We start from the raw sequence: 23,041 nt of genomic DNA, 5'->3' as shown, positions 1-23,041 counted from the left end.
CCCCGGCGAAAGGTTGAGACGGTGTCCACCGTCTTGCTCAAGGACGTCACCAAGGTTTGGCCTGATGGCACGGTTGCCGTCGATCACGTGAGTCTCGACGTCACGGACGGCGAGTTCCTCGTGCTGCTCGGCCCGTCCGGCTGCGGGAAGTCGACCATCCTGCGGATGATCGCCGGCCTGGAGGATCCGTCCGAAGGGGACATTCTTCTGAATGGCGACCCGGTGCTGGAGCTGGCACCCCGGGATCGCAGTATCGCCATGGTTTTCCAAGATTTCGCGCTATATCCGCACATGACGGTCGGGGACAACATCGGCTTCCCGCTGCGTCTGTCCGGGATGGAGCCGGGCAACCGGATCGAGCGGGTCGGCGACGTCGCCAGCGCGCTCGGCATCGGTGACGTGCTCGGCCGCAAGCCCAGCCAGCTCTCCGGCGGGCAGCGCCAGCGGGTCGCCATGGGCCGCGCGATCGTCCGCCGTCCCGGGCTCTTCCTGATGGACGAACCGCTCTCCAACCTGGACAGCGGCCTGCGCGCCGAGCTGCGCGCGGAGATCACCGGCCTCACCCGCGAGCTCGGCGTGACGACCATGTACGTGACGCACGACCAGGCCGAGGCGCTCACCATGGCCGACCGGGTGGCGATCATGCGCAAGGGCGTCCTGCAGGACGTCGGCACCCCCACCGAGGTGTACGGGCGACCGGCCACCCTGTACGTCGCGGCGTTCCTCGGCTCGCCCCGGATGAACCTGCTCGAGGCGTCCGTCTACGTGCACCTTGATCAATACGTCGCGCTGAACTTCGGCGAGCAGGCGCTCTACCTGCCGTGGACCGACATCCGGGCCCGTGCGGTGGCGCACTACCACGGCGAGCGCATCGTGGTCGGCATGCGGGCCGAGGCGCTCACCCCGGTGGCACCCGAGGTGCAGGGCGACGTCCTCCGTGGCCGGATCCGCTTCCTCGAGCACCACGGCCACGAGTCGCTGGCCTTCCTGGACATCGGCGCGACCGCGATCGTGGTGGACGAGATGGGCACCGGCAAGCCCGAGGCGGAGCAGGGCGGTGCGCTCCGGCGCTTCGGCAGCACGCTGCAGAAACTGACCGGCCGCGGCAACTCGAACGGCGCCACCGCGACGCAGCCGCGCGACGAGCGCAGCGTTCTCGACCCGGGCCGGCACCACCGCCGCCCGGCCGAGCTGGCGGTCCGCCTGGCGCCCTACCCGGCGGTCTCGCCGGGCCATCCGCTCGCCGTCGCGGTCCGGATGGACATGCTGCACTTCTTCGCCGAGAGCGGCGGCCGCATCGACGTCGGTTGGCGCTAGAAAGCGGCGCTGAAGCGGCGCTGAACGCCGATCTGTTCTAAAAGGTGCGCGAGTGCCTCCTAACACCCGGGCCGCGCAGCGCGTAGGCTGCACGACGGTGGAGGAGAGATTGAGCCAAAGTGTGCGTTCGGCTCCCAAGGTGGGGCCGAACGGTGACGCGGGCTCTCCGCCTTCCGTCGATACCTCCCAGCTCCTCGACCGGTCCTTCGGCCGCGACGAGATCGCCGTGCTGCGGCACGAGGTGACAAGCCGGCTGGCCGGCGCCGGGCTCACCGGCGACCGGCAGTCGGGCTTCGTGCTCGCGGTCAACGAGGTGATCACCAACGTCGTGCTGCACGCCGGTGGCCAGGGCCGGGTCGTGCTCTGGCTGGCCGGCGGCTCGGCCTGGTGCACGGTGACCGATTCGGGGCCGGGGATTCCGGCGAGGTTCCTGAAGCCGCCTGAGGTTCCTGAGACGTTCGACGTGGGTGGCCGCGGCATCTGGCTGGCGCATCAGCTCTGCGACGAGGTGACGGTGGCGACCGGCCCGATCGGTACCACGATCGGGCTCCGCATAGCACTGCCCCGCCGCGCGACACCCGCTTGAAACGACAGTTTTAACAGCTCGTAACGCCTGCGGAAAATGTGAAGCCGCCCTTCGGGACTCACCACGCGCGGGATGCGACTACATTGGGCGCGTGCTCGGACTACCTCCGCATGTGACGGCATGCCTTTTTGATCTTGACGGCGTGCTCACGCAGACCGCCCTTGTGCACAATGCTGCGTGGAAACAAACGTTCGACACGTTCCTCAAGACGTGGTCGGCACAGCACGAACTCCAGTTCGTGCCGTTCGACTCCGGCGCCGACTATCACGAATATGTCGACGGCCGGCAGCGCGCCGATGGCGTCCGCACGTTCCTGGCCTCCCGGGGGATCACCCTGCCCGAGGGGACGCCGGATGACGGTCCCGACCAGCTGACCGTGAACGGCATCGGCAACAAGAAAAACCTCCTCGTCCTGCAGAAGATCAAAGAGGGCGCGGTCCAGGTCTACGAGGGCTCTGTGGAGTACCTCAAGGCCGCCCGTGAGGCGGGACTGCGCCGGGTGGTCGTCTCGGCGAGCGCCAACTGCAAGGACGTACTGGAGGCCGCGGGAATCGCCGACCTCCTCGAGGATCGCGTGGACGGTGTCACCGCCCGCGAGCTGGGACTGCCGGGCAAGCCGGCGCCGGACACCTTCCTCTACGGCGCGAAGCTGCTCGGGTTGCCCCCGGAGAGCTGCGCCGTCTTCGAGGACGCCCAAGCCGGCGTTGCAGCCGGTCGGGCGGGCAAGTTCGGGATTGTGGTCGGTGTGGACCGCGTCGGACAGGCAGACGCTTTGTTGGAGCACGGGGCCGACATCGTTGTCACAGACCTGTCCGAACTCCTGACGCGCTGAACCCGTATCAGCGCTTATATCTTCACGACTTTCTCTTTACTCATTCACGAGAGGCACCACCGTGATCCGTGAACGGGCTTATCCCGTGGACCCCTGGCACATCCGGGAGACCCGGCTCGATCTGGACCTGCTGGCCCAGTCGGAGTCGGTGTTCGCGTTGGGCAACGGGCACATCGGGATACGCGGAAACCTGGACGAGGGCGAGCCCCACGGTCTGCCGGGCACGTACCTGAACTCGTTCTACGAGCTGCGCCCGCTGCCGTACGCGGAAGCCGGCTACGGCTTCCCCGAGTCCGGCCAGACGATGATCAATGTGACCAACGCCAAGCTGATGCGGCTGCTGGTCGATGACGAGCCGTTCGACGTGCGGTACGGCGAGCTCCGCTCCCACGAGCGGATCCTCGACCTGCGAGCCGGCACGCTCGAGCGCACCGTCGAATGGGTCTCCCCGTCCGGCCAGGCCATTCGGGTCCGCACCGTGCGACTGGTGTCCTTCACCCAGCGCGCCGTCGTGGCGTTCCTGTACGAGGTGGAGCCGCTCGACGCCTCCTGCCGGCTGATCCTGCAGTCCGAGCTGGTGGCGAACGAGCAGCTGCCGCCGATGAGCAAGGACCCGCGCGTCGCCGCCGTGCTCGACCACCCGCTGCAGTCCGAGGAGATCCTCGAGCAGCGTGCCGGCGGCCTCATGGTGCACCGCACCAAGGCCAGCGATCTGCGGATGGCCGCGGCCATGGAGCACTTCGTCGATGCGCCCGGCAAGCACGAGATCACCACCGAGGGCCACCCCGACTGGCTGCGCACCACGGTCGCCGCCAAGGTCGGCCCCGGTCAGAAGCTGCGGGTGGTGAAGCTCGCGGCCTACGGCTGGTCCGGCAGCCGCTCGCTGCCCGCCCTGCGCGACCAGGTCGGTGCGGCTCTGGCCAGCGCCCGGCTGGACGGCTGGGAGGGTCTGCTCGAGGCCCAGCGGGAGTACCTGGACGCGTTCTGGGACCACTCCGACGTCAAGATCGAGGGCGACCCCGAGGTGCAGCAGGCGGTCCGCTTCGGGCTGTTCCACACGCTGCAGGCCGGCGCCCGGGCCGAGAAGCGGCCGATCGGCTCCAAGGGCCTGTCCGGCCCCGGCTACGACGGCCACACGTTCTGGGACGCCGAGACGTTCGTGCTGCCCGCCCTCACCTACACCCAACCGGCCGCGGCGGCTGACGTGCTGCGCTGGCGGCACTCGACGCTGGATCTGGCCCGGGAGCGGGCGCAGACGCTGGGTCTGCAGGGCGCGGCCTTCCCGTGGCGCACCATCCGCGGGCAGGAGTGCTCGGCGTACTGGCCGGCCGGCACCGCCGGCTTCCACATCGGCGCGGACATCGCCGACGCGGTCCGCCGGTACGTGCAGGCCACCGGCGACTACGACTTCGAGCGCGAGGTCGGCCTCGAACTGCTGGTGGAGACGGCCCGGCTGTGGCGCTCACTCGGCCACCACGACCGGCACGGCCGCTTCCACATCGACGGGGTCACCGGCCCCGACGAGTACACGGCCGTGGTGGACGACAACATCTACACCAACCTGATGGCCCAGCAGAACATGTTCAGCGCGGTCGAGGCGGCCAAGCGGCACCCCGATCTGGCCCGCCAGCTGAACGTGGACGACGAGGAGATGGCCTCGTGGCGGGACGCGGCGGCGGCCATGCACATCCCGTACGACCGGGAGCTGCAGGTGCACCAGCAGTCGGAGGGCTTTACCCGGCTGCAGGAGTGGGACTTCGAGAACACTCCGCCGGAGGCGTACCCGCTGCTGCTGAACTACCCGTACTTCGATCTGTACCGCAAGCAGGTGGTCAAGCAGGCCGACCTGGTGATGGCGATGTACGTCCGGGGTGACGCGTTCACGCCGGAGGAGAAGCAGCGCAACTTCGCCTACTACGACGCGCGTACCGTCCGGGACTCGTCGCTGTCGTCGTGCATCCAGGCGGTGGTGGCGGCCGAGGTCGGGCACCTCGAGCTGGCCCACGACTACCTGGGCGAGGCCGCCCTGATGGACCTGCACGACCTGCACCAGAACTCGCGGGACGGCGTGCATGTGGCGTCGCTGGCCGGCACCTGGATCTCGCTGGTCGCCGGCCTGGGCGGCATGCGGGACTTCAATGGCCAGCTGACGTTCGCGCCGCGGCTGCCCAGCCGGATCAACAACCTGGAGTTCTCGCTGCTCTGGCGGGGACTGCGGCTTCGGGTGAGCGTGACCGCCGACGAGGTGACCTACTCGCTGCGCAACGGCGGCGGGGCGGCTCGCCTGGTGATCCACCACCACGGCAAGGACGTCGAGGTCACCCAGGTCAAGCCGGTGACCGTGCCGATCCCGCCGGCCGGACCGGTCGGCCCGCCGCCGACCCAGCCGGCCGGGCGCGCCCCGGTGCGCCGAGCTCCACAGGAATGAAAAAAGCCCCCGCCGATCCGGCGGGGGCTTTTCCGTAGGGCCTTAAAGCATTGATACGTGTACGTGGTCCTTGTGATTACTGACACCGTGGTAAGCATGCCAGCCGGTCGCTGGGAACCAGATCTGTGCGTACCAGATGACGTAGTAGATCCCGAGCCGGTCGGCGTTGCGCACGAGGAACGCCATCAGGTCGTTGCCGTACTTCTTCATGGTGGCGTTGTGCGACTCCGAGAAGCCGCTCTTCTGCAACGACCAGTCGCAGGCCCGGCCCTTGGGATGCTCGAATGGCCCGCCGTCGCGATGGCACCCGACGAAGTTGTCGAAGCCGGCTTTCTTCACCTCTTGGTACATGTGCAATGTACGCGCGGTGATGCAGCCGCTGGTCGTCGGATCGTTCACGGTGCATTTCTGCGCCGAGAAACCGCCGTCGGAATTGCGCGGCGCGGGTGCCGCGACCTTCGACGTGGCGTCCACGAAACCGGCGGTCAGGCCCTCGCCGCCGATCAGCTTGAGTGCCTTGTCGGCCGCGTCCTTCTGCTTCGACATCGCGGTCAGCGCGGTCTGCTGTGCCTTGACCTCGGAGTCGAGCGCGGCCTTGGTCGACTCGACCTCGTCGATTGCGGCGTTCAGCTCGCGCAGCTTCCGGTCGTGCAGCGTGTTGATCTCCTCGAGGGAGACCGCCTTCTTCAGGAAGTCATCCGAGCCGTTGCTGCCGAGCAGGAAGCTCGCGGCGCCCAGGTGTCCGGTGCGGTACTGCTGGGCCGCGATCGCGTTGACCTCGGGAATCAGCACGTCGCGCTTGGCTTCGGCGATCGTGATCTTGACGCCCAGGGCTTTCTGGGTCGTGGTCGACTTGGCGACCGCGGCCTTGGCCTGGACGAACTTGCGGTTGGACGACTCCAGCACCTCGTCGAGGGTCGGGTCTGCCTTGTCATCGCCCTTTTCGTCGGGCTCGGCCGACGAGGACGACGATCCGTCGTCGGGGTCAGCGCTCGCCGGCGATGCGGGTGCCGCCAAAATGGAGACGGCAACGAGCGGCGCCAGGGCTAGTGTCAGCCACCGGCCGGGGCGTACGGACATTCACGTTCCTTCCAGTTGACCGCCGACCGAGTTAGCTGACGGGTTCGGGATGGAAGCGATCCCTACCGCTTGCGCGGATTCACCCCACTGACTTGGTTCCCCGGCACGTCCTTGCGGACGATTAGGCGGTGGTCTGCCGGCACCTCGGGGGCGGTGCCTTCGGCGGCAGAACCGGCGCCAGTTTACCCGAGCCTCTGCTATAGAGCAGGGCCCAGGAAACGCGAATGCCGTGACGTTCCCGCCACTTTCTGTGAAGTTGTCACGCAAGGTCATGGCTCTGGCGCGCAGAGTACGAGAACTATCGATCAGTCGATGTCATGGGTATCGTCGGTCGCGATCCCCACGGGATCGCCGCTTAATCGCCCGCGAGGGCGAGCCGGGGAACCAATGTTCCTTGGGGTGAATCCGCGCAAGCGGTAGGGGTCACTTCCACCCCGAACCCGTCAGCTAACTCGGTCGGCGGCCGACGGAAGGAAATGTTTGTGCGGCAGAAAACTGTCCGCCGTCGATTAGTGGCACTTGTTGCCCTTTTCGCGGCGAGCGCGGTGCTGGTCGCCGCGCCGGCGAACGCGGCGCCGGGAGACACCGGGGACGACGGCGAGGGCAGCTCGAAGACGCTGATCGAGCAGGTCGAGGACGCGTCCAAGGGCTATGTGGAGGCCAAGGAAGCGCTGGCCGCGTCCAAGAAACGGCAGACCGAGCTGACCGCCAAGGTCAAGGAGCTCGACGCCCAGATGGGCCCGCAGCAGAAGGCGGTCGACCTGATCGCCGCGCAGGCCTACCGGACCGGCCGGCTCGGCCCGATGAGCGCGCTGCTCACCGCCGACTCGTCGAGCGGTTTCCTGGACCGGGCCGAGACGCTCGAGACGGTGGCGGTCAAGCAACAGGCCGTGATCAAGGACCTGAAGCAGACCCGCGACCAGCAGCAGCAGGCGAAGCTGGCCATCGACGCGACCGTCCGGGACCAGCAGAAGCAGGTCAACGTGATGGCCAAGCGCAAGGCCCAGGCGGAGGGCGCGCTCAAGGCGGCCAACCAGGGCAAGGACGACCCGCAGTCGACCGACGGTGGAAGCAGTGCGTCGTCCGGCACGTTCACCGGCGGCAGCGGCATGGTCAACGACCCGACCAGCGGTGGCCGGATCACCCAGCGGCTGCTGTTCGCCTACAACCAGGCCCGGGCGGCCGGCTTCACCCACTACGTCCACTGCTTCCGCGAGCAGAACAGCGGCGAGCATCCCAAGGGCCGGGCCTGCGACTTCGCGGCCGACACGGACGGCTTCGGCGGGGTCGCGACCGGCAGCAGCAAGACGTACGGCACCAACCTGGCGAACTACTTCATCAACAACTCCAGCAAGCTGGGCGTGCTCTACGTCATCTGGTTCCGGCGCATCTGGCTACCCAGCAGCGGCTGGAAGTCGTACAGCGGTGGCAACGGTGATCCATCCAGCGATCACACCAACCACGTGCACCTGTCGGTGAAATAGACAGCCAAGGGGAGTGCGAGACCTGATGAGCATTGTTCGCGACGGTGGAGATCATCTGCCCTGACTTGCGCCGGGCGGAACTCAAGGTCGGTCGCGAACAATGCTCACTTCTTGACGAAGGTCTCGTACTCCTTCATCACGTCGTCGGTCGGGCCGTCGGCCTTGATCACGCCGCCCTCGAGCCAGATGCTGCGCTCGCAGGTGTCCCGGATCGACTGCTCGCTGTGGCTGACCAGGAACACCGTGCCCGCCTCGGCCCGCAGGTCGCGGACCCGCTGCTCGCTGCGCTTGCGGAACTTGGCGTCGCCGGTGGCCAGGGCCTCGTCGATGAGCAGCACGTCGTGCTTCTTGGCCGCGGCGATCGCGAAGCGCAGCCGGGCGCCCATGCCGGACGAGTAGGTGCGCATCGGCAGTGAGCTGAAGTCGCCGCGCTCGTTGATGCCGGAGAAATCGATGATGTCGGCGACCTTGTCCTTGACCTCGGCCGGGGTCATGCCCATGGCCAGGCAGCCGAGCGTCACGTTGCGCTCGCCGGACAGGTCGTTCATCAGGGCCGCGTTCACGCCCAGCAGCGAGGGCTGGCCGGACGCGTAGATCGCGCCGCCGCTCTCGACCGGCAGCAGCCCGGCGATCGCCCGCAGCAGGGTCGACTTGCCCGAGCCGTTGGTGCCGATCAGGCCGATGGCCTCGCCCTTGTAGGCCACGAAGCTGGCGCCCTTGACCGCGTGCACCTCGCGGACCGCGGTGCTCTTCTGCCGGGTGACCAGCCGCTTGAAGCTGCTCAGCGGGGACGACTGGTGCGGCCCGATCGAGCCGTGGATGCGGTAGATGATGTGCGCGTTGTCCGCGATGACGGTGGGGACCAGTTCGGTGTCAGCCACGGCCGTAGCCCTTCTCTCCACGCCAGAAGTACGCGTACCCGCCGATGCCGACGACCAGTGCCCAGACGGACGCTTCGATCCAGAGCAGCGTCGGGGTGCCGGCCAGTTCGACGTTCTCCATCAGCGCGTGCCGGATCAGCTCGATGTACACCAGGATCGGGTTGGCCTCGATCACCGCCAGCTTCCAGCCGTGCAGGTGCTCGGTGTACCGGGTGACCGGGTAGAGCACGGCCGAGCCGTACAGCCAGACGCGCATGATGAACGGGATCAGCTGCCGCAGGTCGTGCAGCTTGGAGCCGAGCCGGGAGACCAGCATGGCGGCGCCCGCGTTGAAGATCGTCTGGAGCACCAGGGCCGGGAAGATCAGCAACCACTGCCAGGTGATCGGCTCGCCGGAGATCAGCACGATCGCGAGCAGCACGGCCATCGAGGCGATCATGTTGCGCGCCTCGACCAGGGTGATCGAGATGGGCAGGCTGGCTCGCGGGAAGTGCAGGGCCCGGATCAACCCCAGGTTGCCGCTGACCGCCTGGACGCCGGTCTGCACCACGGACTGCGTGTAGCCGAAGATGAAAACCCCGGCACAGAGGTACGCGATGAAGTTGTGCGTGTCACGACTGGTGTTCAGCAGCACGCCGAAGATCACGTAGTAGACGCCGGCGTTGATCAGCGGGGTCAGAACCTGCCAGATCATCCCCAGCCGGGTGTTACCCAGCGACGCGGAGACCTTGGCGCTGGCGAATTCCCAGATGAAGTGCCGGTAGGCCCAGAGCAGCCGGGTGTATTCCGGCAGACTGGGCAGTCGCCCGGCGGTGCCCAGCCCGTACTTCCGGGCCAACTCCTTGGGAGAGGGCCCGGTGTAGGACTCGACGACGGTCGTCTGAGCCATGGGGTGGTGCTCCGATCTCGTCGGCCCGAGGGGAGAGTCGGGTCCTGGTACTTTCCGCGAGAACACAACTAGCAAGCATGCCTGTGTCGCTACCGATGGAACGCTGTCGTATCGACGTGCCGTGAGATTAACCGACCGAACGGCGGAACGCAACCGTTACGTCCTGGCGTATAGTGAGACCGTGGCGACAGCGAAGCGGGCACCCGCCGGAGCAGCAGTTCTCCGAGGCGACATCACCAAGGCGATCCGCGACGCGGTCATGACCGAGCTGGCCGAGGTGGGTTACGGCCGGCTCTCGATCGAAGCCGTGGCCCGGCGGGCCGGGGTCGGCAAAACCGCGATCTACCGTCGCTGGAGCAACAAGCTCGAGATGGTCCTCGAGATCGTTTCGGACGTGGCCGGCCGGAGTGTCCCGCTGCCCGACACCGGCAGTTTCGCCGGTGACCTCCAACTGCTGCTGATGATCGTAGGCAAGGCACTCCAGCATCGGATCGCTTCGCAGATCATTCCGGACCTGATGGCCGAGGCGTCCCGCAACCCGCAGATCGCCGAAACTCTCCAGAAGGCGCTGCGCACCCACCAGCAGGCGGTCGGCGACAAGCTGATCGGCCAGGCCGTGGCGCGTGGCGAGCTGCCCGCCGGCACCGATCCTGACCTGGCCGTCGACCTGCTCCTGGGCCCGCTCTACTGGCGGCTCGCGGTGGCCCGCACCCCGCTGCCGGACGACTACCTGGACAAGATGATCGTGGCGGTGACCGCGGCGCTGAAGGCCGCGAACTGAACTACCGAACTGCAACCGGGATGCATTTTCGGTGGCGGCGCGCGGGCCGATGTTAGGGGCCACCCCGACGCCAGGAGCCGCCATGCGCCAGCATCTCGACCTCGACGCCACCGCGCTGTTCACCCTCATGATGAGCGGGCAGCCCGAGGAGCGCGGGCCGAAGCCCGCCCGCATCACGCCTTCGGCGCCGGTAGGACTCTGGTTCAGCGAGGACGGCACGGTCCGGCTCGACATCAAGACCGACGGCACGTACGACGGGCAGGTGGCCGGGCGCAAGCGTCGCGCGCACGGCACCTACCACATCGACGGCTCGCTGATGACCCTGAGCGACGACTCGGGCCTGAACACCCCGGTCACCCTGCGCGAGGGTGAGCTGGAGATGGCCGGCCACCGCCTGGAGCCGGTGCACTAGACCAGCGCTGGCTCCCGGGCCGCTTGAGCCGCCGTCTGCCGGGTGGCCAGCCGGTTGCTGGCCACCGCCAGCAGCAGGCCCGCGATGGCCAGCCCGACGCCGAGCCAGGCCGACGAGAGGTAACCCCAGCCGGCCGCGATGACCAGGCCGCCCAGCGCCGCCCCGAGGCTGTTCGCCAGGTTGGTGGCCGACTGGTTGATCGCGGCGCCCATCAGTTGGGCACCCGGGGCCACCGAGATCAGCAGGGACTGCAGGGCCGGGCCCATGAACAGGCTGGCCGCGCCGATCAGGAACGCGCCCGCGAACAGGCCGATCGGGTGGTTGGCGATCAGCCCGAACAGGGCGGTCGTGGCGATCATGCCGGTGAACCCGTACAGCACGCTGCGCCGCAGGTTGCGGTCCGCGGCGATGCCGCCGACCACGTTGCCGATGGTCATGCCGAGGCCCATCACGGCCAGCACCCAGGGAACCGTCGACTCCGACAATCCGGCCACGTGCGTGGTGACCGGCGCGATGTAGCTGTTCACCGCGAAGAAGCCGCCGAAGCCGACCGCCGCGACCAGGGCCACCAGCCAGACCTGGGGCGACCGGAAGGCGGCCAGCTCGGCCCGGGGCGAGCCGCCCGGGGCGGCCGCCACCTCGGGCACGACCGCGAGCACGGCGAGCAGGGTGAGGGCGAAGACGCAGGCCACCGCCAGGTACGCGATGCGCCAGCCGGCCGCCTGCCCGAGCCCGGTGATCAGCGGTACGCCGAACACGTTGGCCGCGGTCAGCCCGCTCAGCACCACCGCGAACCCCTTGCCCTGGTTGCCGGCGCCGAGCATGGACGCGGCGAGCAGCCCGGCCGCCCCGAAGTACGCCCCGTGGGCCAGCCCGGCCACGAACCGGCCGGCCAGGATCAGCCCGAAGGTGGGCGCCAGCGCTGAGGCCACCGTGCCGATGGTGAACATCGCGAGCAGCCCGAGCACCAGCCGCCGGCGGGGGACCCGGGCGGTCAGGGCCGCGATCGTCGGTGCGCCCGCCACCACGCCCAGCGCGTAGACCGTGATGATCCAGCCGGCCGTGGCCACCGCGTCCGAGGACGACCGGGCGTACGCCTCGGGCAGCAGATCCCGGGCGACCTCGGGCAGCAGGCCCATGGCCGCGAACTCGGTGAGGCCGAGACCGAAGCCGCCCAGGGCGAGTGCGAGCAGGGCCGCCCAGCGGCGACCGGCGGTGAGTTTGTCCACGTCAACGACTCTAGAACGTTCTAGAACGTGGCGTAGTAGAACGTTCTAGTGATCACACGTAAAATCTTGGTACATGCGAACCGGTGAGCGACGTCCCACCCTGGCCGACGTGGCCGCCGAGGCCGGCGTGAGCGTCGCGCTGGTGTCGATCGTGATGCGCGAGGCGCCCGGCGCCAGCGCCGCCACCCGGCAGCGCGTCCTCGAGGTTGCCCGCCGCCTCGACTATCAACCCGACAGCCGCGCCCGCCTGCTGCGCAGCGGCGAGAGCCGGCTGCTCGGCGTGGTGTTCAGCGTGCGGCACCCGTTCCACGACGACCTGCTGACCGGCCTCTACGACGCGGCCGACAAGCAGGGCTACGAGCTGACGCTCAGCGCGGTCACCCCGCGCCGCGACGAGCGCACCGCCATCGCCGGCCTGCTCCAGGACCGCTGCGCGGCGCTGATTCTGCTCGGGCCGCTGGCGCCCACCGCCGAGTTGGCCACCCTGGCCGACCGGCTGCCGGTGGTGGTGATGACCCGGGCCGTCCGGCACCGGGCGGTCGACGTGGTGCGCACCGACGACTCCCGCGGCCTCCAGCTGGCCGTCGACCATCTGGTGGAGCTGGGCCACCGCCGGATCGCGCACGTCGACGGCGCCCGCTGGGTGGCCTCCGCCGACCGCCGCCAGGGCTACCGGGACGCGATGCGCCGGCACGGCCTCGAGGAGTTCGTCCGGATCATCCCGGGCGGCTCCGGCGAGGAGGACGGCGCCCGGGCCGCCCGGCTGCTGCTGGACGACCCGCCGACCGCGGTCGCCGTCTTCAACGACCTGGCCGCCACCGGCCTGCTGGACGTGCTGCGCCGGCACAACCTGGACGTGCCCGGTGACATCAGCGTGGTCGGTTACGACGACAGCAGCTTCAGCGCGCTCGCGCACATCGACCTCACCACCGTCGCCCAGGACATCGACACGATGGCCACACTGGCCGTCTCCCGCGCGGTCGAGCGCGTCGCCGGCGCCCAGGTCGTCCACCGCGAGACGGTGATCGCACCCCGCATGGTCATCCGCGGCACGACTGGCCCACCGCGCTGAGGCACGGCATGCTCGCACCATGATCGATTGGTTGACGAGCACCGCGTTCCACGCGTTCGGCGCCCCGACCACCTGGGCCGAACTGCTCGGCTTCGGCACCGGCCTGGTGAACGTGGCCCTGCTGGTGCGGCAGCACATCCTCAACTGGCCGCTCGGCATCCTCAACGTCCTGCTGCTCATGGTGGTCTTCTGGTCGGTCGGGCTGTACGCCGACGCCACCCTGCAGATCGTCTATGTGATCCTCGGCTTCGTCGGCTGGTGGGCCTGGCTGTACGGCGGTGCCCGGCGCAGCCGGCTGGTGGTTCGCCGCACCAGCCGGCCCGAATGGCTCGGCCTGGCCGTCGCGGGCGTGCTGCTCACCGCCGGCCTCTGGCTCTTCCTGGACCGGCTCACCGAGTCGACGGTCCCGCTGGCCGACGCCGTCACCACCGCGTTGTCGCTGCTCGCGACGTACGGCCAGACCCGCAAGCTGATCGAGAACTGGTGGCTGTGGATCGCCGCCGACCTGATCTACATCCCGCTCTACGGCTACAAGGATCTCTGGCTCACCGCGATCCTCTACGTCGCGTTCCTCGCCCTGTGCATCCTCGGCCTGCGCTCCTGGCAGGCGGCCCGGCGCGAGATGATCACCGCGTGACGTACCGGCACGGCCTGATCGTGGGCAAGTTCTATCCACCGCACGCCGGCCACCACGCGCTGATCGCCGCGGCCGAGGCCGCCTGCGAACGGGTCACCGTGGTGGTCGCGCCGTCGACCCGGGAATCGGTGCCGCTCGAGGCGCGCCTGGCCTGGCTGCGCGAGGCGCACGGCCCGGCCGTCCGGTTCGTCGGCGTGTACGACGACCACCCGGTCGACTACGACGACCCGGACGTCTGGGAACTGCACATGGCCGTCTTCCGGACGGCGGTCGGCGACGACCGGGTGGATGCGGTCTTCTCCTCCGAGGCGTACGGGTCGGAGCTCGCCGAACGCTTCGGCGCCGAAGCGGTGACCGTCGACCTGGACCGCCTCGCCGTGCCGGTGTCCGGCACCGCCGTCCGGGACGACCCGCCGGCGCACTGGCACCTGCTCGGCCCCGGGGTGCGCGGCTGGCTGGCGAAACGGGTCGTGGTCGTCGGCGCCGAGTCGACCGGCACCACCACCATGGCCCGCGCGCTGGCCCGGCACTACCGGCTGCGCGGCGGCCCGTGGCGGGACACCCGCTGGGTGCCCGAGTTCGGCCGGGAGCTGACCGAACGCAAGCTGGCCGCGCTGCGCACCACCCGGCCGGCCGCCACGGTCTTCGACGTCACCTGGGACCGGGCCGACTTCGTCACGGTCGCCGACGAGCAGAACCGGGCCGAGGACCGGGCCGCCCGGGCCGGCTCGCCGGTGCTGTTCGGCGACACCGACGCCTTCGCCACCACCATCTGGGAGGAGCGCTACCTGGGCAGCACGTCGGACGAGGTGCGGGCCCGGGTCCGTGCCCCCGACCTGTACCTGCTCACCGACGACCGGGACGTCCCGTTCCAGGACGACGGCCTGCGCGACGGCGAACACCTGCGTACCTGGATGACCGGCCGCTTCCGCGCCGAACTCGACTCCCAGCCCGTACCCCACCTGGTGTTGACCGGAAGCTATCGGCAGCGCCTGCGCGCCGCGGTGGCGGCGACCGACGACCTGCTCGCGCGGGGTTGGATCTTTGCCACGCCGCTAAGCGCGGCGGCGCACACGCCGATCGGAAGGTGAGGGGAAGTGATTAAGGGGTACGTATGCGGCGGATCGTCCTCACGCTGGCGGTGTTGCCGCTCGCGCTGAGCGGTTGTAGTGGCAGCGCCACACCCACCGCCTCGGCGTCCGTCACCCCGACCAGCACTCCCTGGGTGCGGGTCACCTCCGGAAGCCCCACCACCACCCCCGGCACCAACAGCACCTTCTCGCCGAAGAGCGGCCTGCCGCCGATCTCCTACCTGCCGACCAGCTCGGCCTGCGCGGTGGCCTGGCCGGACACCGTGGGCCTGGTCCTGATCCCGATGGTCATCACCCCGATAACCGGCGGTTTCACGGTCCAGTGGCCGTCCCGGTACGGCTCGACCTACCGGATCACCGCGGTGCCCCAGGGCTTGGTGCTGGGCGCCCAGCCCGAGCCGTCCTGGCAGACCGTCCAGGCCGGCGACAACTGCACGGTCTCCGCCACCCTGACCGGCCTGACCGCCGGCAACCCCTACATCATCTGGCTGGACGCCCCCAACACCCCAAGAGACGTAGACGGCAACCGAAGCCTCTACACCGGAAAATCCAACGTCGTCCGCCCGCTTTAGAAACCTGGTCGGGGCCTTTTCCCGTACGGGCAGCAACGTCCACAACCGCAACCTCACCCGACCGCACACACCACGCGGCCGGCGTGCAACACCGGCACGCGTAGCGACTCTCGCGCAACCGGACACCCACACCAAACCCGCCCGGCGCGGGGGCCGGGCCCGCCCGAAGCGGGCGCACGGGGGGTGAGTTGCAGCTGCCGGGACCGAGTGCCACGGGAGTGAATCAGCGCGTACGCGGAAAGGGTCTTGCTCTTTCGGCTTTCTTCGGCAGTTCCTGCTTCCCGGCCTCGACCGCTTCCTCGCCACCGGCCCGCTCGACGTACTCGGCCCGGATGTCCTGCCAGCGCGAGTAGCCGTTCATGCCTCGTCCTCCTGCGCGGTGCGTTTCTCTAGTCGCTGAGCAAGCGTAGTGGGCGCGTCAGGAGGCGATGGTGTTTCGGCCGCTGAATTTGGCGGCGTACAGCCGTTCGTCGGCCTGGCGGAAGAGGGCCTCGCCCGACGTTCCTGGGGTCAGGGCCGACAGGCCTACGCTTACTGTCAGGTCTACGCCGGGGATGATGTCGGAGCCGGCCACCGCTGCTCGGATTCGTTCGGCTACCTCGCGGCCTACCGTCAGGTCGCCGCGTAGGAAGACGGTGAACTCGTCGCCTGCATACCGGACCGGGACGTCCTCGGTTCGGCAGTGCGCTCGCAGGATCTTGGCCACCTCGCGTAGCGCGCGGTCGCCGACCGAGTGGGAGTAGGCGTCGTTCACCGCCTTGAAGTGGTCTACGTCGACCAGCAGCAGCACCAGCGGGCCGGCCAGGTGGCCGGTGTCGATGCGGTCCAGGAGCAGGTCGAAGCGGCGGCGGTTGCCCAGGCCGGTCAGCGGGTCGCGGAGCACCTCGCGTTCGGCGCGGGCCCGGGCCGCCTCGGCTTCCTCCTGCTGGCGGGCCTGCCGGAGCATGGCCAGGCGCTGCAGGCGGACCCGCCACAACTCGCGCGCCTGGCCCTCGACCGCGTCGAACAAATCGCGGGCCGGCTGGCTGTCGTCGGCCTCCAGGGCGGTGCGGGCGGATTCGTACCGGATGATGGATTTCTCGTCGGGTCGGCTGCCGAAGTCGCACAGTTCGCGGGCTGCGAGGAACTCGCGGCGGGCCTCGACCAGCGCGCCCTGCGCGCGCAGCACCAGGCCCAGCGCCAGGTGGGCCAGCCGGGCCGGCTCGTAGTTCTCGGCCTTCCGCAGCGGCATGATCGCCTCGCGGGCGAGTTTCTCGGCCGGGATCAGGTCGCCCAGCTTGGCCAGCGCCAGGGCCAGCATGGCGGCGGCCCGCACATCGTCGGGGCGCTCGTCGACGTGCGGCCGGGTGATCGCGACGCAGCGGCGCAGGCGGGTGGCGCCCTCGTCGTGGCGTCCGATGTGGCCCAGCCGGAGTCCCCAGTAGAGCAGCGTCATCGCGTGCACCAGGTCGAAGGTGTTGGTGGCCTCGCTGATCTGCTCGTAGGTGGCGGACGCGGTCTCGTACATCTCGGCGGCCGTGGCGGCCTCGGCGAACGAGCAGAGGGCGGAGATGCGCCGGTCGCGGCCGGGGTGCGGGACGTCGAGCAGGACGGCGGCGCGGGCCAGGTTGCGCATGCCGTCGACGTAGCGGGACCGCAACACGTCGAACTGGGCCAGGTCGCAGAGGGTCTTGGCCTCGCCGAGGGCCGACCCGGCGGCTCGGTGCGCGCGCAGCAACCGGTCGCCGAGCTCGGCACCTTCGCGGTACCGACCCATGTGGAGGTTGGCGTACATCTTGCCCTGCAGCAGGAAATGCTCGGTGCGGTGGTCGCCGCATTGCCGGGCGATCGCGAGGTAGGCGTCGGCGGCCTCGATCGCTTCGCGGCACCGGCCGGAGTTGGCCAGCCGGTGCACCCGGATCGCCAGAAGATGAAGTGGGCCGAACGCAGTCACCGGCACCGGCAGCGGTGGGTCACCTTCCATCCGACCAGTATCAACAAAACGATTCAGATCAACAGCCGGTGTTGTCGATGTTGAAGACGTCGTTGATCGGTTATTTCGTAACAAATTTGTCGAGGCCGCCCACCAGCAGGTCGAGACCCAGCTCGAATCGCTCGTCGGTGCCGCCGCCGATCATGTCCCGCGCGTGCTTGCGCAGGTTGGGATAGGTGTCCTCGGGGAGCTCTTCGAAGTACGCCACCAGGTCCTCGCCGAGCTCCACGATCTCGGTGGGGGTGGTGGCCTTGCCGCGCCAGATCGACATCTCGTACGCATCGGCGGTGATGTAGAGGAAGATCCGGTCCATCGCCCAGGAGGCGACCCGCGGCGGCACGCCACCGGCCAGCATCAGGGTGAGCATCGCCTCGGAGATGCGCATCGCGTTCGGTCCGCTGGGGATGGTGCCCAGCGCGGTGCGGGCCAGGTCGTAATGATCGGCCAGCACCCGGTGGCCGTTGCGGGCGATCTCGCGCACCTGCTCCTGCCAGCGGGAAACGTCGAACGGCGGCACCTCGACCAGGCCGCACACCTCTTCGAACATCAGCTGGAGCAACTCGTCCTTGCTGGTCACGTGGGCGTAGAGGCTGGACGGGCCGGTGTCGAACTCGGCCGCGATGCGCCGCATGCTCACCCCGTCGACGCCCTCGGTCTGCACGATGCGCAGGGCGGCCTCGACGATCTGCGCCTGACTCAGGGGGATCTTGGTGGGGCGTTCGGGCTTCACCGGCCGGCGCCACGGGGAATCTCTCATCGTCGGCCAATTTACTTGACGCGAACGGTGTTCGCCAGTAGAACAGTGTTCGTGACGACGAACACTGTTCAAAAGCCGGCGCCAAACGCACCCGGCACCTACCGACATCGGTGGGTCGCGCTCTTCGTGATCCTCGCCGTCGAGGTGATGGATCTCCTCGACGCCCTGGTCACCAACATCGCCGGCCCGTCGATCCGCACCGAGCTCGGCGGGTCGTACAGCCTGATCCAGTGGCTCGGCGCGGCCTACACCCTGGCGATGGCGATCGGCCTGCTCACCGGCGGGCGGCTCGGCGACATCTACGGGCGACGGCGGATGTTCCTGATCGGCGCGATCGGCTTCACCCTCGCCTCGCTCGCCTGCGGCCTGGCCCAGACCCCCACCCAGCTGATCGTCGGCCGGGCGGTGCAGGGTCTGTTCGGCGCGGTGATGCTGCCGCAGGGCCTCGGCATGATCAAGCAGCTGTTCACCCCGGCCGAACAGGCCAAGGCGTTCGGTGCGTTCGGCCCGGTGATGGGCCTGTCCTCGGTCGGTGGCCCGATCCTGGCCGGCTGGCTGGTCGACGCCGACTACTTCGGCTCCGGCTGGCGGATGATCTTCTTCATCAACCTGCCGCTCGGCCTGTTCGCGGTGCTCGGTGCGATCAAGTTCCTGCCCGAGTTCAAGAGTGAGAAGGCGCCGCGCCTCGACGGGCTCGGCGTGGTGCTGGCCGCGGTCGGCGCGTTCCTGCTGCTCTACCCGCTGGTGCAGGGCCGCGAGCTGGACTGGCCGGTCTGGTGCTTCGTGATGCTGGCGGCCGGCGTCATCGTGTTCGGCCTGTTCGCGATGTTCGAGGCCCGGCGCGAGCGCAACCACCTCGATCCGCTGGTCACGCCCAGTCTGTTCCGCAAGCGGGCGTTCTCCGGCGGGCTCGCGCTCGGTCTGGTCTTCTTCGGCGCGCTCATCGGCACCGGCCTGGTGATGACGTTCTACCTGCAGATCGGTCTCGGCTACTCGCCGCTCAAGGCCGGTCTCACCACGCTGCCGCAGGCACTCGGCACGGTGGCCGGGTTCATCGCGGCCGGTGCCGGTCTCACCGAGAAGCTCGGGCGCAAGCTGCTGCTGCTCGGCACGGTCGTGATGACCGTGGGGGTGGCCGCGTTCGCGCTGACGGTGCAGCTGGCCGGGGCGGACATCACGCCGTGGCACATGGTTCCGTCGATGGTGCTGGTCGGCGCCGGGATGGGCCTGGCCATGGCGCCGTTCTTCAACATCGTGCTGGCCGGCGTCGACAACGAGGAGACCGGTTCGGCCTCCGGCGCGCTCACCTCGGTGCAGCAGCTCGGCGGGGCGTTCGGCATCGCGGTGCTCGGCACCATCTTCTTCGCGCTGCTGCCCGGCCAGGTGGCGTCGCACGTCGACGACTCGTCGGCCGAACTGCGTGCGGTGCTGACCACGGCCGGGGTCCCGTCCGACACCCAGCCCGCGGTGATCAGCGGGATCCGGGACTGCCTGCGGGACCGCACCGCCGAGGACGACCCCGACGTGGTGCCGGCCAGCTGCTCATCGTCGTCCGGCGAGAGTCCGGAGATCGCGGCGTACGCGCAGGAGCAGGTGCGGGCCGGGTTCCAGGCCACCACGGTGCGGACCACCGGGGTCACCGTGCTGTTGCTGATGCTCGCCTTCGGGCTGGCCTTCCTGCTTCCGAAGAAGGCCAGGCCCGAGGACGAGATGGACCACTAGATCGTCGGCAGGCCGGCGTCTCGCCATGCGGCGAAGCCGCCGGCCAGGTCGGTCGCCTTCGCCAGGCCCAGGTCCTGCAGCGAGGCCGCGGCCAGGCTGCTGGTGTAACCCTCCTGGCAGGTCACGATGACCTCCAGGTCGTACGAGCCGGCGAACGGCAGCCGGGCGTCGCTGCGCGGGTCGAGCCGCCACTCCAGCACGTTGCGCTCGATGATCACGGCGCCCGGGATCTCGCCGAACTCGGCCCGCTGGGCGGCCGGCCGGATGTCGACAAGCACGGCACCGCGACCCAGGGCGGCGGCCGTCTCGAACGGGTCGAGCCGGGTCAGCCGCGTGCGGGCCTTCGCCAGGATCTCGTCGATGCTCATCGGGGGCGCGGTCACCATTGCGCACCGGCCTTCTCGACGGTGAGCACCTCGAGTCCGCCGGCGGCACCGATCCGGTACTTGGTCATCGTGGTGAGCGCCGGGCCGTACACGTGGATGCTTACCGCCGGGCGGGAGGACCGGTTGGTGATCCGGTGGATGTGCCGGGTGCCGAACCGGCGGCCGGCGCCTTCGCCCAGCTCGCGGCCGGTGATCCGGGCCGGCCCGCCGGCCGGCAGCGACACGGTGTCCTCGGTCAGGGTGCCGGCGAAGACGTGGAACGCGCCGGCCGAGCCGCCGTGGTCGTGCAGCTCGGTGCACTGGCCGGGAAGCCAGGTCAGCAGCCAGACCTCGTGGTCGTCTGCCACCTCCAGGCGCTCGTACCAGCGGTTGGCCGGGTTGAACCGGGGTGCCACGGGCCACTCGTCGGAGGTGGCCGCAAAGCGGGTGGCGATCGCGAGGTGGTCGAGGCGTGTGTCGACGGCGGTCACGGGAGCTCCTCGGTTTGCATACATTGCCTATCAGTCCTATAGGTTTAACGCCCGACTGCGGCCAAGGATAGCGGTAAGCGCGGTCTTGTGGGCGGAAAAATCAGCTAAGCGAGGTGAAAAAGCGGAATACGCTGCTCAGCTGGGACAGCATGCGCTGGCGCAGTGCGCCAGATCGGTCGCCAAGTCGGCGACGAGAGGGATACCCGTCCGCTGCATGCCGATCATCGTGACCCGGTTGGAGATCAGTGGTCAACCCGGTTCCGAGATATGGGAGGAACTCGTCACCACCAGCCACGACGCTTGGCCCACGTCAGCCGTGCCGGGCCTGGAACAGCTCCTCCAGGAACTCCTCCGGGTTGCCCATGTGCCCGCCGGTGACCCGTTGCTCCAGGTGCCAGACGTCGGTGGTCACCTCCTCGATGAAGGTTTCGAGTCGGTGGATCAATGATGACGTGATCGCGTATGCCAGTTCGTACGGTGAATCGGGTTTCAGCCGGCCGCTCTCCAGTCGCCGGCGCGCCCCGTCGGTCTCCCGGAGTGCGACTTCCGGGGAAAGGGCGGGATTGATCGGGCCGTGCACGGTGACGACGTACTTATCGCCGATTATCTGATCGAGTTCGAGATAGTGGACATGACCCGACGGACCCCGCTCCGGACCGTGCATGATCAATAGCTGCTGATGCGGATAAATCCGGACACGAGGCACCCGGTTCCGTTGCATACAGTCGCGGACCGCCGGCGGATGACACCCGAGAACATCGGTGAGCAGCGAGATCGCTTCTTCCGTGCACTCCGGAATGTCCACCCACACCAGTGCTCCCGGGGGTGCCAGGAGCGCTCCCACCTCGGCGACGGCGTGGGTCTGCACCCCGTCGGCGGTGAGCGTCAGGACCCGGATCCCGGCCATGACTTTTACGCTAGACCTGAAAGAAGCTCGTCGGACTTTGCCTCTTTCCTAACAATGGGTAAAAAGGCGCACTCCGCGATCGCGTGAACACGCTCAGTCGCGGAAATTGCGAGTTGCATCACCGGATCGGCTGGCCCCCTCAGCCGTTAAGGCGGAAAACCGCTCGGCCACAGCATCTGGAATCGAGGAAGCTATATGGTGACGTGCGCCGCCGAGAACCGGTGCCGGAGGTCGCCTCGCCCCCAACCTCCGACCCCCCGATCAACGAGGACGGACACGTGTTGAAGTCACGCCGCGGTCTACTCGCCGCCGGCCTTGCCGTAGCCGTAGTCGGCGCCATCGGCGTCGCCTCGACGCTCAACGCAGGTGCGGAGCAGATCACGGGCGCCCCCGACCAGACGGTCCCGGTTGCCGACTCCCCGACCGGAGCGATCGCCGATACGGCGACGCCGCCGGCTCTCCTGCCGTGGGGCGAGCGCCCGACGAGGATCCGCAAGGGTCGCGCGGGCGCTGACAGCAAGACGCTACGTGCAGCCGGTGTCGCTGCCGCTTCCGCCGACACGACCGGCTCGATCCTGCCGCGCGGTCGATACGCGCCGAAGGGCCGCACCGCCGAGACCGAGAGCGAGTCGCTGCTCAACGAGAAGACCGACGTGCCGCCGCCGCTGCCGCCGTCGGCCAAGGCCGACGGCGAGTACAACGTCGACTACATCTACAGCACCGCCCGGCAGGATGCCGTAACTGACGGCGTCTACTCCACCCTGACCGTGGCCAAGCCGACGCTGGGTGAGAAGGATTACCACAGCCTCGCCGAGATCGCGCTGCAGTCGGCCGACAGCGATCAGGTCGTCGAGGTCGGCTGGACGGTCGACCCCCTGACCAACAAGGGCAGCTACGACCCGCACTTCTTCGTCTATCACTGGGTCAACGGTGAAGAAACCTGTTACAACGGCTGCGGCTGGGTGCAGTTCAGCAAGAACCTCAAGCCCGGTGACACCCTGGCCTACGGTGCGGCCAAGAAGTTCGGCATCCAGTACTCGAACGGTTCCTGGTGGGTCGCGTTCGACTCCGAGTGGATCGGTTACTTCCCCGAGTCGCTCTGGAACGAGAAGGGCACGAGTTTCAGCCAGTCCGGTCTGATCCAGCTCTTCGGCGAGATCGCCGTCCTCGACAAGGACAACACCTGCACGCTCATGGGTAACGGGAACAACCCGGTCGATGAGAAGGAAACGTCCGCGTCCGCCTTCTTCACCACCACGTCGTACATCAACGGTCCGGCGCTGAGCTTCACCTACCCGGCTCTCGAGGAAGAAGCGAAGGGCGGGAAGACGGCAAAGGAGTTGGGCAAGTACGGCATCAAGCCCGCGCCGCCCAGGTCCTTCCGGTACGGCGGGGACGGCAAACTTCCCGATGAGGACGCCGTCTGCTGAAGTTCCACGTGACGCGATGCCCGGTCCCGGCGAGGGGGACCGGGCATCGTCCCGTTTCCGGCACGTTCCTGTCGAACCAACTTCAACTCGACGGTGTACAAGTTGT

22 protein-coding genes, 1 pseudogene and 2 riboswitches are annotated in these 23,041 nt (G+C 68.8%); of the genes and pseudogenes, 13 read left to right on the top strand and 10 right to left on the bottom strand.

Going from position 1 to position 23,041, the window contains the following annotated elements:
- Positions 1–21: 21 nt before the first annotated feature.
- The 4 genes from Ate02nite_RS12555 to Ate02nite_RS12540 all read left to right on the top strand — a co-directional run bounded on the left by Ate02nite_RS12555 (position 22) and on the right by Ate02nite_RS12540 (position 5,163).
- Positions 22–1,317 carry an ABC transporter ATP-binding protein gene (locus tag Ate02nite_RS12555; RefSeq protein ID WP_203804312.1) on the top strand — a complete coding sequence of 432 codons (1,296 nt, stop codon included), beginning with the start codon at positions 22–24 and terminating at the stop codon, positions 1,315–1,317.
- 121 nt (positions 1,318–1,438) lie between these two features.
- Positions 1,439–1,903, top strand: coding sequence for an ATP-binding protein (locus Ate02nite_RS12550; RefSeq protein WP_239147345.1), 465 nt, complete (start codon positions 1,439–1,441; stop codon positions 1,901–1,903).
- Positions 1,904–1,994: 91 nt separating this feature from the next.
- Complete coding sequence (locus tag Ate02nite_RS12545) at positions 1,995–2,735, top strand: HAD family hydrolase (protein WP_203804294.1); 741 nt, start codon at positions 1,995–1,997, stop codon at positions 2,733–2,735.
- 61 nt (positions 2,736–2,796) lie between these two features.
- Complete coding sequence (locus tag Ate02nite_RS12540) at positions 2,797–5,163, top strand: glycoside hydrolase family 65 protein (RefSeq protein WP_203804277.1); 2,367 nt, start codon at positions 2,797–2,799, stop codon at positions 5,161–5,163.
- Between the two features lie 42 nt (positions 5,164–5,205).
- On the opposite strand, the gene Ate02nite_RS12535 is transcribed toward Ate02nite_RS12540, so the two are convergent.
- Positions 5,206–6,243, bottom strand: coding sequence for a coiled-coil domain-containing protein (locus Ate02nite_RS12535; RefSeq protein ID WP_203804274.1), 1,038 nt, complete (start codon positions 6,241–6,243; stop codon positions 5,206–5,208).
- Positions 6,244–6,248: 5 nt separating this feature from the next.
- Positions 6,249–6,381: riboswitch (cyclic di-AMP (ydaO/yuaA leader) on the bottom strand.
- A gap of 204 nt (positions 6,382–6,585) precedes the next feature.
- Positions 6,586–6,721, top strand: a riboswitch (cyclic di-AMP (ydaO/yuaA leader).
- 34 nt (positions 6,722–6,755) lie between these two features.
- Between Ate02nite_RS12535 and Ate02nite_RS12530 the strand changes: the two genes are divergently transcribed.
- On the top strand, positions 6,756–7,727 hold the full coding sequence (locus tag Ate02nite_RS12530; RefSeq protein WP_239147344.1) for a coiled-coil domain-containing protein: 972 nt from the start codon (positions 6,756–6,758) through the stop codon (positions 7,725–7,727).
- A gap of 104 nt (positions 7,728–7,831) precedes the next feature.
- Here the strand turns inward: Ate02nite_RS12530 and Ate02nite_RS12525 are convergent, their stop codons facing one another.
- Together Ate02nite_RS12525 and Ate02nite_RS12520 are read right to left on the bottom strand one after the other, a co-directional pair.
- The gene (locus Ate02nite_RS12525; protein ID WP_203804270.1) at positions 7,832–8,608 is read right to left on the bottom strand and encodes an ABC transporter ATP-binding protein; all 777 of its coding nucleotides are present in this window, start codon (positions 8,606–8,608) and stop codon (positions 7,832–7,834) included.
- A complete protein-coding gene (locus Ate02nite_RS12520) occupies positions 8,601–9,497 on the bottom strand; it encodes an ABC transporter permease (RefSeq protein ID WP_203804268.1) in 897 nt (298 codons plus the stop codon). The genes Ate02nite_RS12525 and Ate02nite_RS12520 overlap by 8 nt, the downstream gene beginning before the upstream one ends.
- 181 nt (positions 9,498–9,678) lie before the next feature.
- On the opposite strand from Ate02nite_RS12520, the gene Ate02nite_RS12515 reads away from it, so the two are divergent.
- The gene (locus tag Ate02nite_RS12515; protein ID WP_203804265.1) at positions 9,679–10,278 is read left to right on the top strand and encodes a TetR/AcrR family transcriptional regulator; all 600 of its coding nucleotides are present in this window, start codon (positions 9,679–9,681) and stop codon (positions 10,276–10,278) included.
- Positions 10,279–10,360: 82 nt separating this feature from the next.
- A complete protein-coding gene (locus tag Ate02nite_RS12510) occupies positions 10,361–10,690 on the top strand; it encodes an Atu4866 domain-containing protein (RefSeq protein ID WP_203804263.1) in 330 nt (109 codons plus the stop codon).
- Here Ate02nite_RS12510 and Ate02nite_RS12505 read toward each other — a convergent pair.
- Positions 10,687–11,919 (bottom strand): MFS transporter, encoded by a 1,233-nt coding sequence (locus tag Ate02nite_RS12505; protein ID WP_203804262.1) that lies wholly within the window; start codon positions 11,917–11,919, stop codon positions 10,687–10,689. The genes Ate02nite_RS12510 and Ate02nite_RS12505 overlap by 4 nt on opposite strands.
- A gap of 73 nt (positions 11,920–11,992) precedes the next feature.
- Here Ate02nite_RS12505 and Ate02nite_RS12500 point away from each other — a divergent pair, with 73 nt between their 5' ends.
- Genes Ate02nite_RS12500 through Ate02nite_RS12485 form a run of 4 tightly spaced genes read left to right on the top strand, consistent with a single transcriptional unit; the run spans position 11,993 to position 15,291 of the window.
- Positions 11,993–12,991 (top strand): LacI family DNA-binding transcriptional regulator, encoded by a 999-nt coding sequence (locus tag Ate02nite_RS12500; protein ID WP_203804260.1) that lies wholly within the window; start codon positions 11,993–11,995, stop codon positions 12,989–12,991.
- Between the two features lie 19 nt (positions 12,992–13,010).
- Positions 13,011–13,628 carry a nicotinamide riboside transporter PnuC gene (pnuC, locus tag Ate02nite_RS12495; RefSeq protein ID WP_203804257.1) on the top strand — a complete coding sequence of 206 codons (618 nt, stop codon included), beginning with the start codon at positions 13,011–13,013 and terminating at the stop codon, positions 13,626–13,628.
- A complete protein-coding gene (locus tag Ate02nite_RS12490; protein ID WP_203804254.1) occupies positions 13,625–14,719 on the top strand; it encodes an AAA family ATPase in 1,095 nt (364 codons plus the stop codon). The genes pnuC and Ate02nite_RS12490 overlap by 4 nt, the downstream gene beginning before the upstream one ends.
- A gap of 23 nt (positions 14,720–14,742) precedes the next feature.
- A complete protein-coding gene (locus Ate02nite_RS12485; protein WP_203804251.1) occupies positions 14,743–15,291 on the top strand; it encodes a hypothetical protein in 549 nt (182 codons plus the stop codon).
- Between the two features lie 268 nt (positions 15,292–15,559).
- Here Ate02nite_RS12485 and Ate02nite_RS12480 read toward each other — a convergent pair.
- From Ate02nite_RS12480 to Ate02nite_RS12470, 3 genes and pseudogenes are all read right to left on the bottom strand, one after another.
- Positions 15,560–15,652, bottom strand: a pseudogene (locus Ate02nite_RS12480) (helix-turn-helix domain-containing protein); the annotation flags it as partial.
- Between the two features lie 57 nt (positions 15,653–15,709).
- Positions 15,710–17,254 carry a GGDEF domain-containing protein gene (locus Ate02nite_RS12475; protein WP_203804249.1) on the bottom strand — a complete coding sequence of 515 codons (1,545 nt, stop codon included), beginning with the start codon at positions 17,252–17,254 and terminating at the stop codon, positions 15,710–15,712.
- 70 nt (positions 17,255–17,324) lie between these two features.
- Entirely contained in the window at positions 17,325–18,020 is a 696-nt protein-coding gene (locus Ate02nite_RS12470; RefSeq protein WP_203804246.1) for a TetR/AcrR family transcriptional regulator, read from the bottom strand.
- Between the two features lie 51 nt (positions 18,021–18,071).
- Between Ate02nite_RS12470 and Ate02nite_RS12465 the strand changes: the two genes are divergently transcribed.
- Complete coding sequence (locus tag Ate02nite_RS12465) at positions 18,072–19,742, top strand: MFS transporter (protein WP_239147343.1); 1,671 nt, start codon at positions 18,072–18,074, stop codon at positions 19,740–19,742.
- Here the strand turns inward: Ate02nite_RS12465 and Ate02nite_RS12460 are convergent.
- The 3 genes from Ate02nite_RS12460 to Ate02nite_RS12450 all read right to left on the bottom strand — a co-directional run bounded on the left by Ate02nite_RS12460 (position 19,739) and on the right by Ate02nite_RS12450 (position 21,505).
- On the bottom strand, positions 19,739–20,128 hold the full coding sequence (locus Ate02nite_RS12460; protein ID WP_203804243.1) for a rhodanese-like domain-containing protein: 390 nt from the start codon (positions 20,126–20,128) through the stop codon (positions 19,739–19,741). The genes Ate02nite_RS12465 and Ate02nite_RS12460 overlap by 4 nt on opposite strands.
- Positions 20,122–20,598 (bottom strand): cysteine dioxygenase, encoded by a 477-nt coding sequence (locus tag Ate02nite_RS12455; RefSeq protein WP_239147341.1) that lies wholly within the window; start codon positions 20,596–20,598, stop codon positions 20,122–20,124. The genes Ate02nite_RS12460 and Ate02nite_RS12455 overlap by 7 nt, the downstream gene beginning before the upstream one ends.
- A 310-nt stretch (positions 20,599–20,908) precedes the next feature.
- Complete coding sequence (locus Ate02nite_RS12450) at positions 20,909–21,505, bottom strand: CorA family divalent cation transporter (protein ID WP_239147340.1); 597 nt, start codon at positions 21,503–21,505, stop codon at positions 20,909–20,911.
- Between the two features lie 278 nt (positions 21,506–21,783).
- Between Ate02nite_RS12450 and Ate02nite_RS12445 the strand changes: the two genes are divergently transcribed.
- Entirely contained in the window at positions 21,784–22,935 is a 1,152-nt protein-coding gene (locus tag Ate02nite_RS12445; RefSeq protein WP_239147339.1) for a neprosin family prolyl endopeptidase, read from the top strand.
- Positions 22,936–23,041: the final 106 nt, after the last annotated feature.

The sequence above is a fragment of the Paractinoplanes tereljensis genome (genome assembly GCF_016862435.1).
In the GTDB taxonomy this organism is placed as follows: Bacteria; Actinomycetota; Actinomycetes; order Mycobacteriales; family Micromonosporaceae; genus Actinoplanes; species Actinoplanes tereljensis.
The sequence above is the reverse complement of the archived record's forward strand: the minus strand, read 5'-3'. Positions and strand labels throughout refer to the sequence as shown.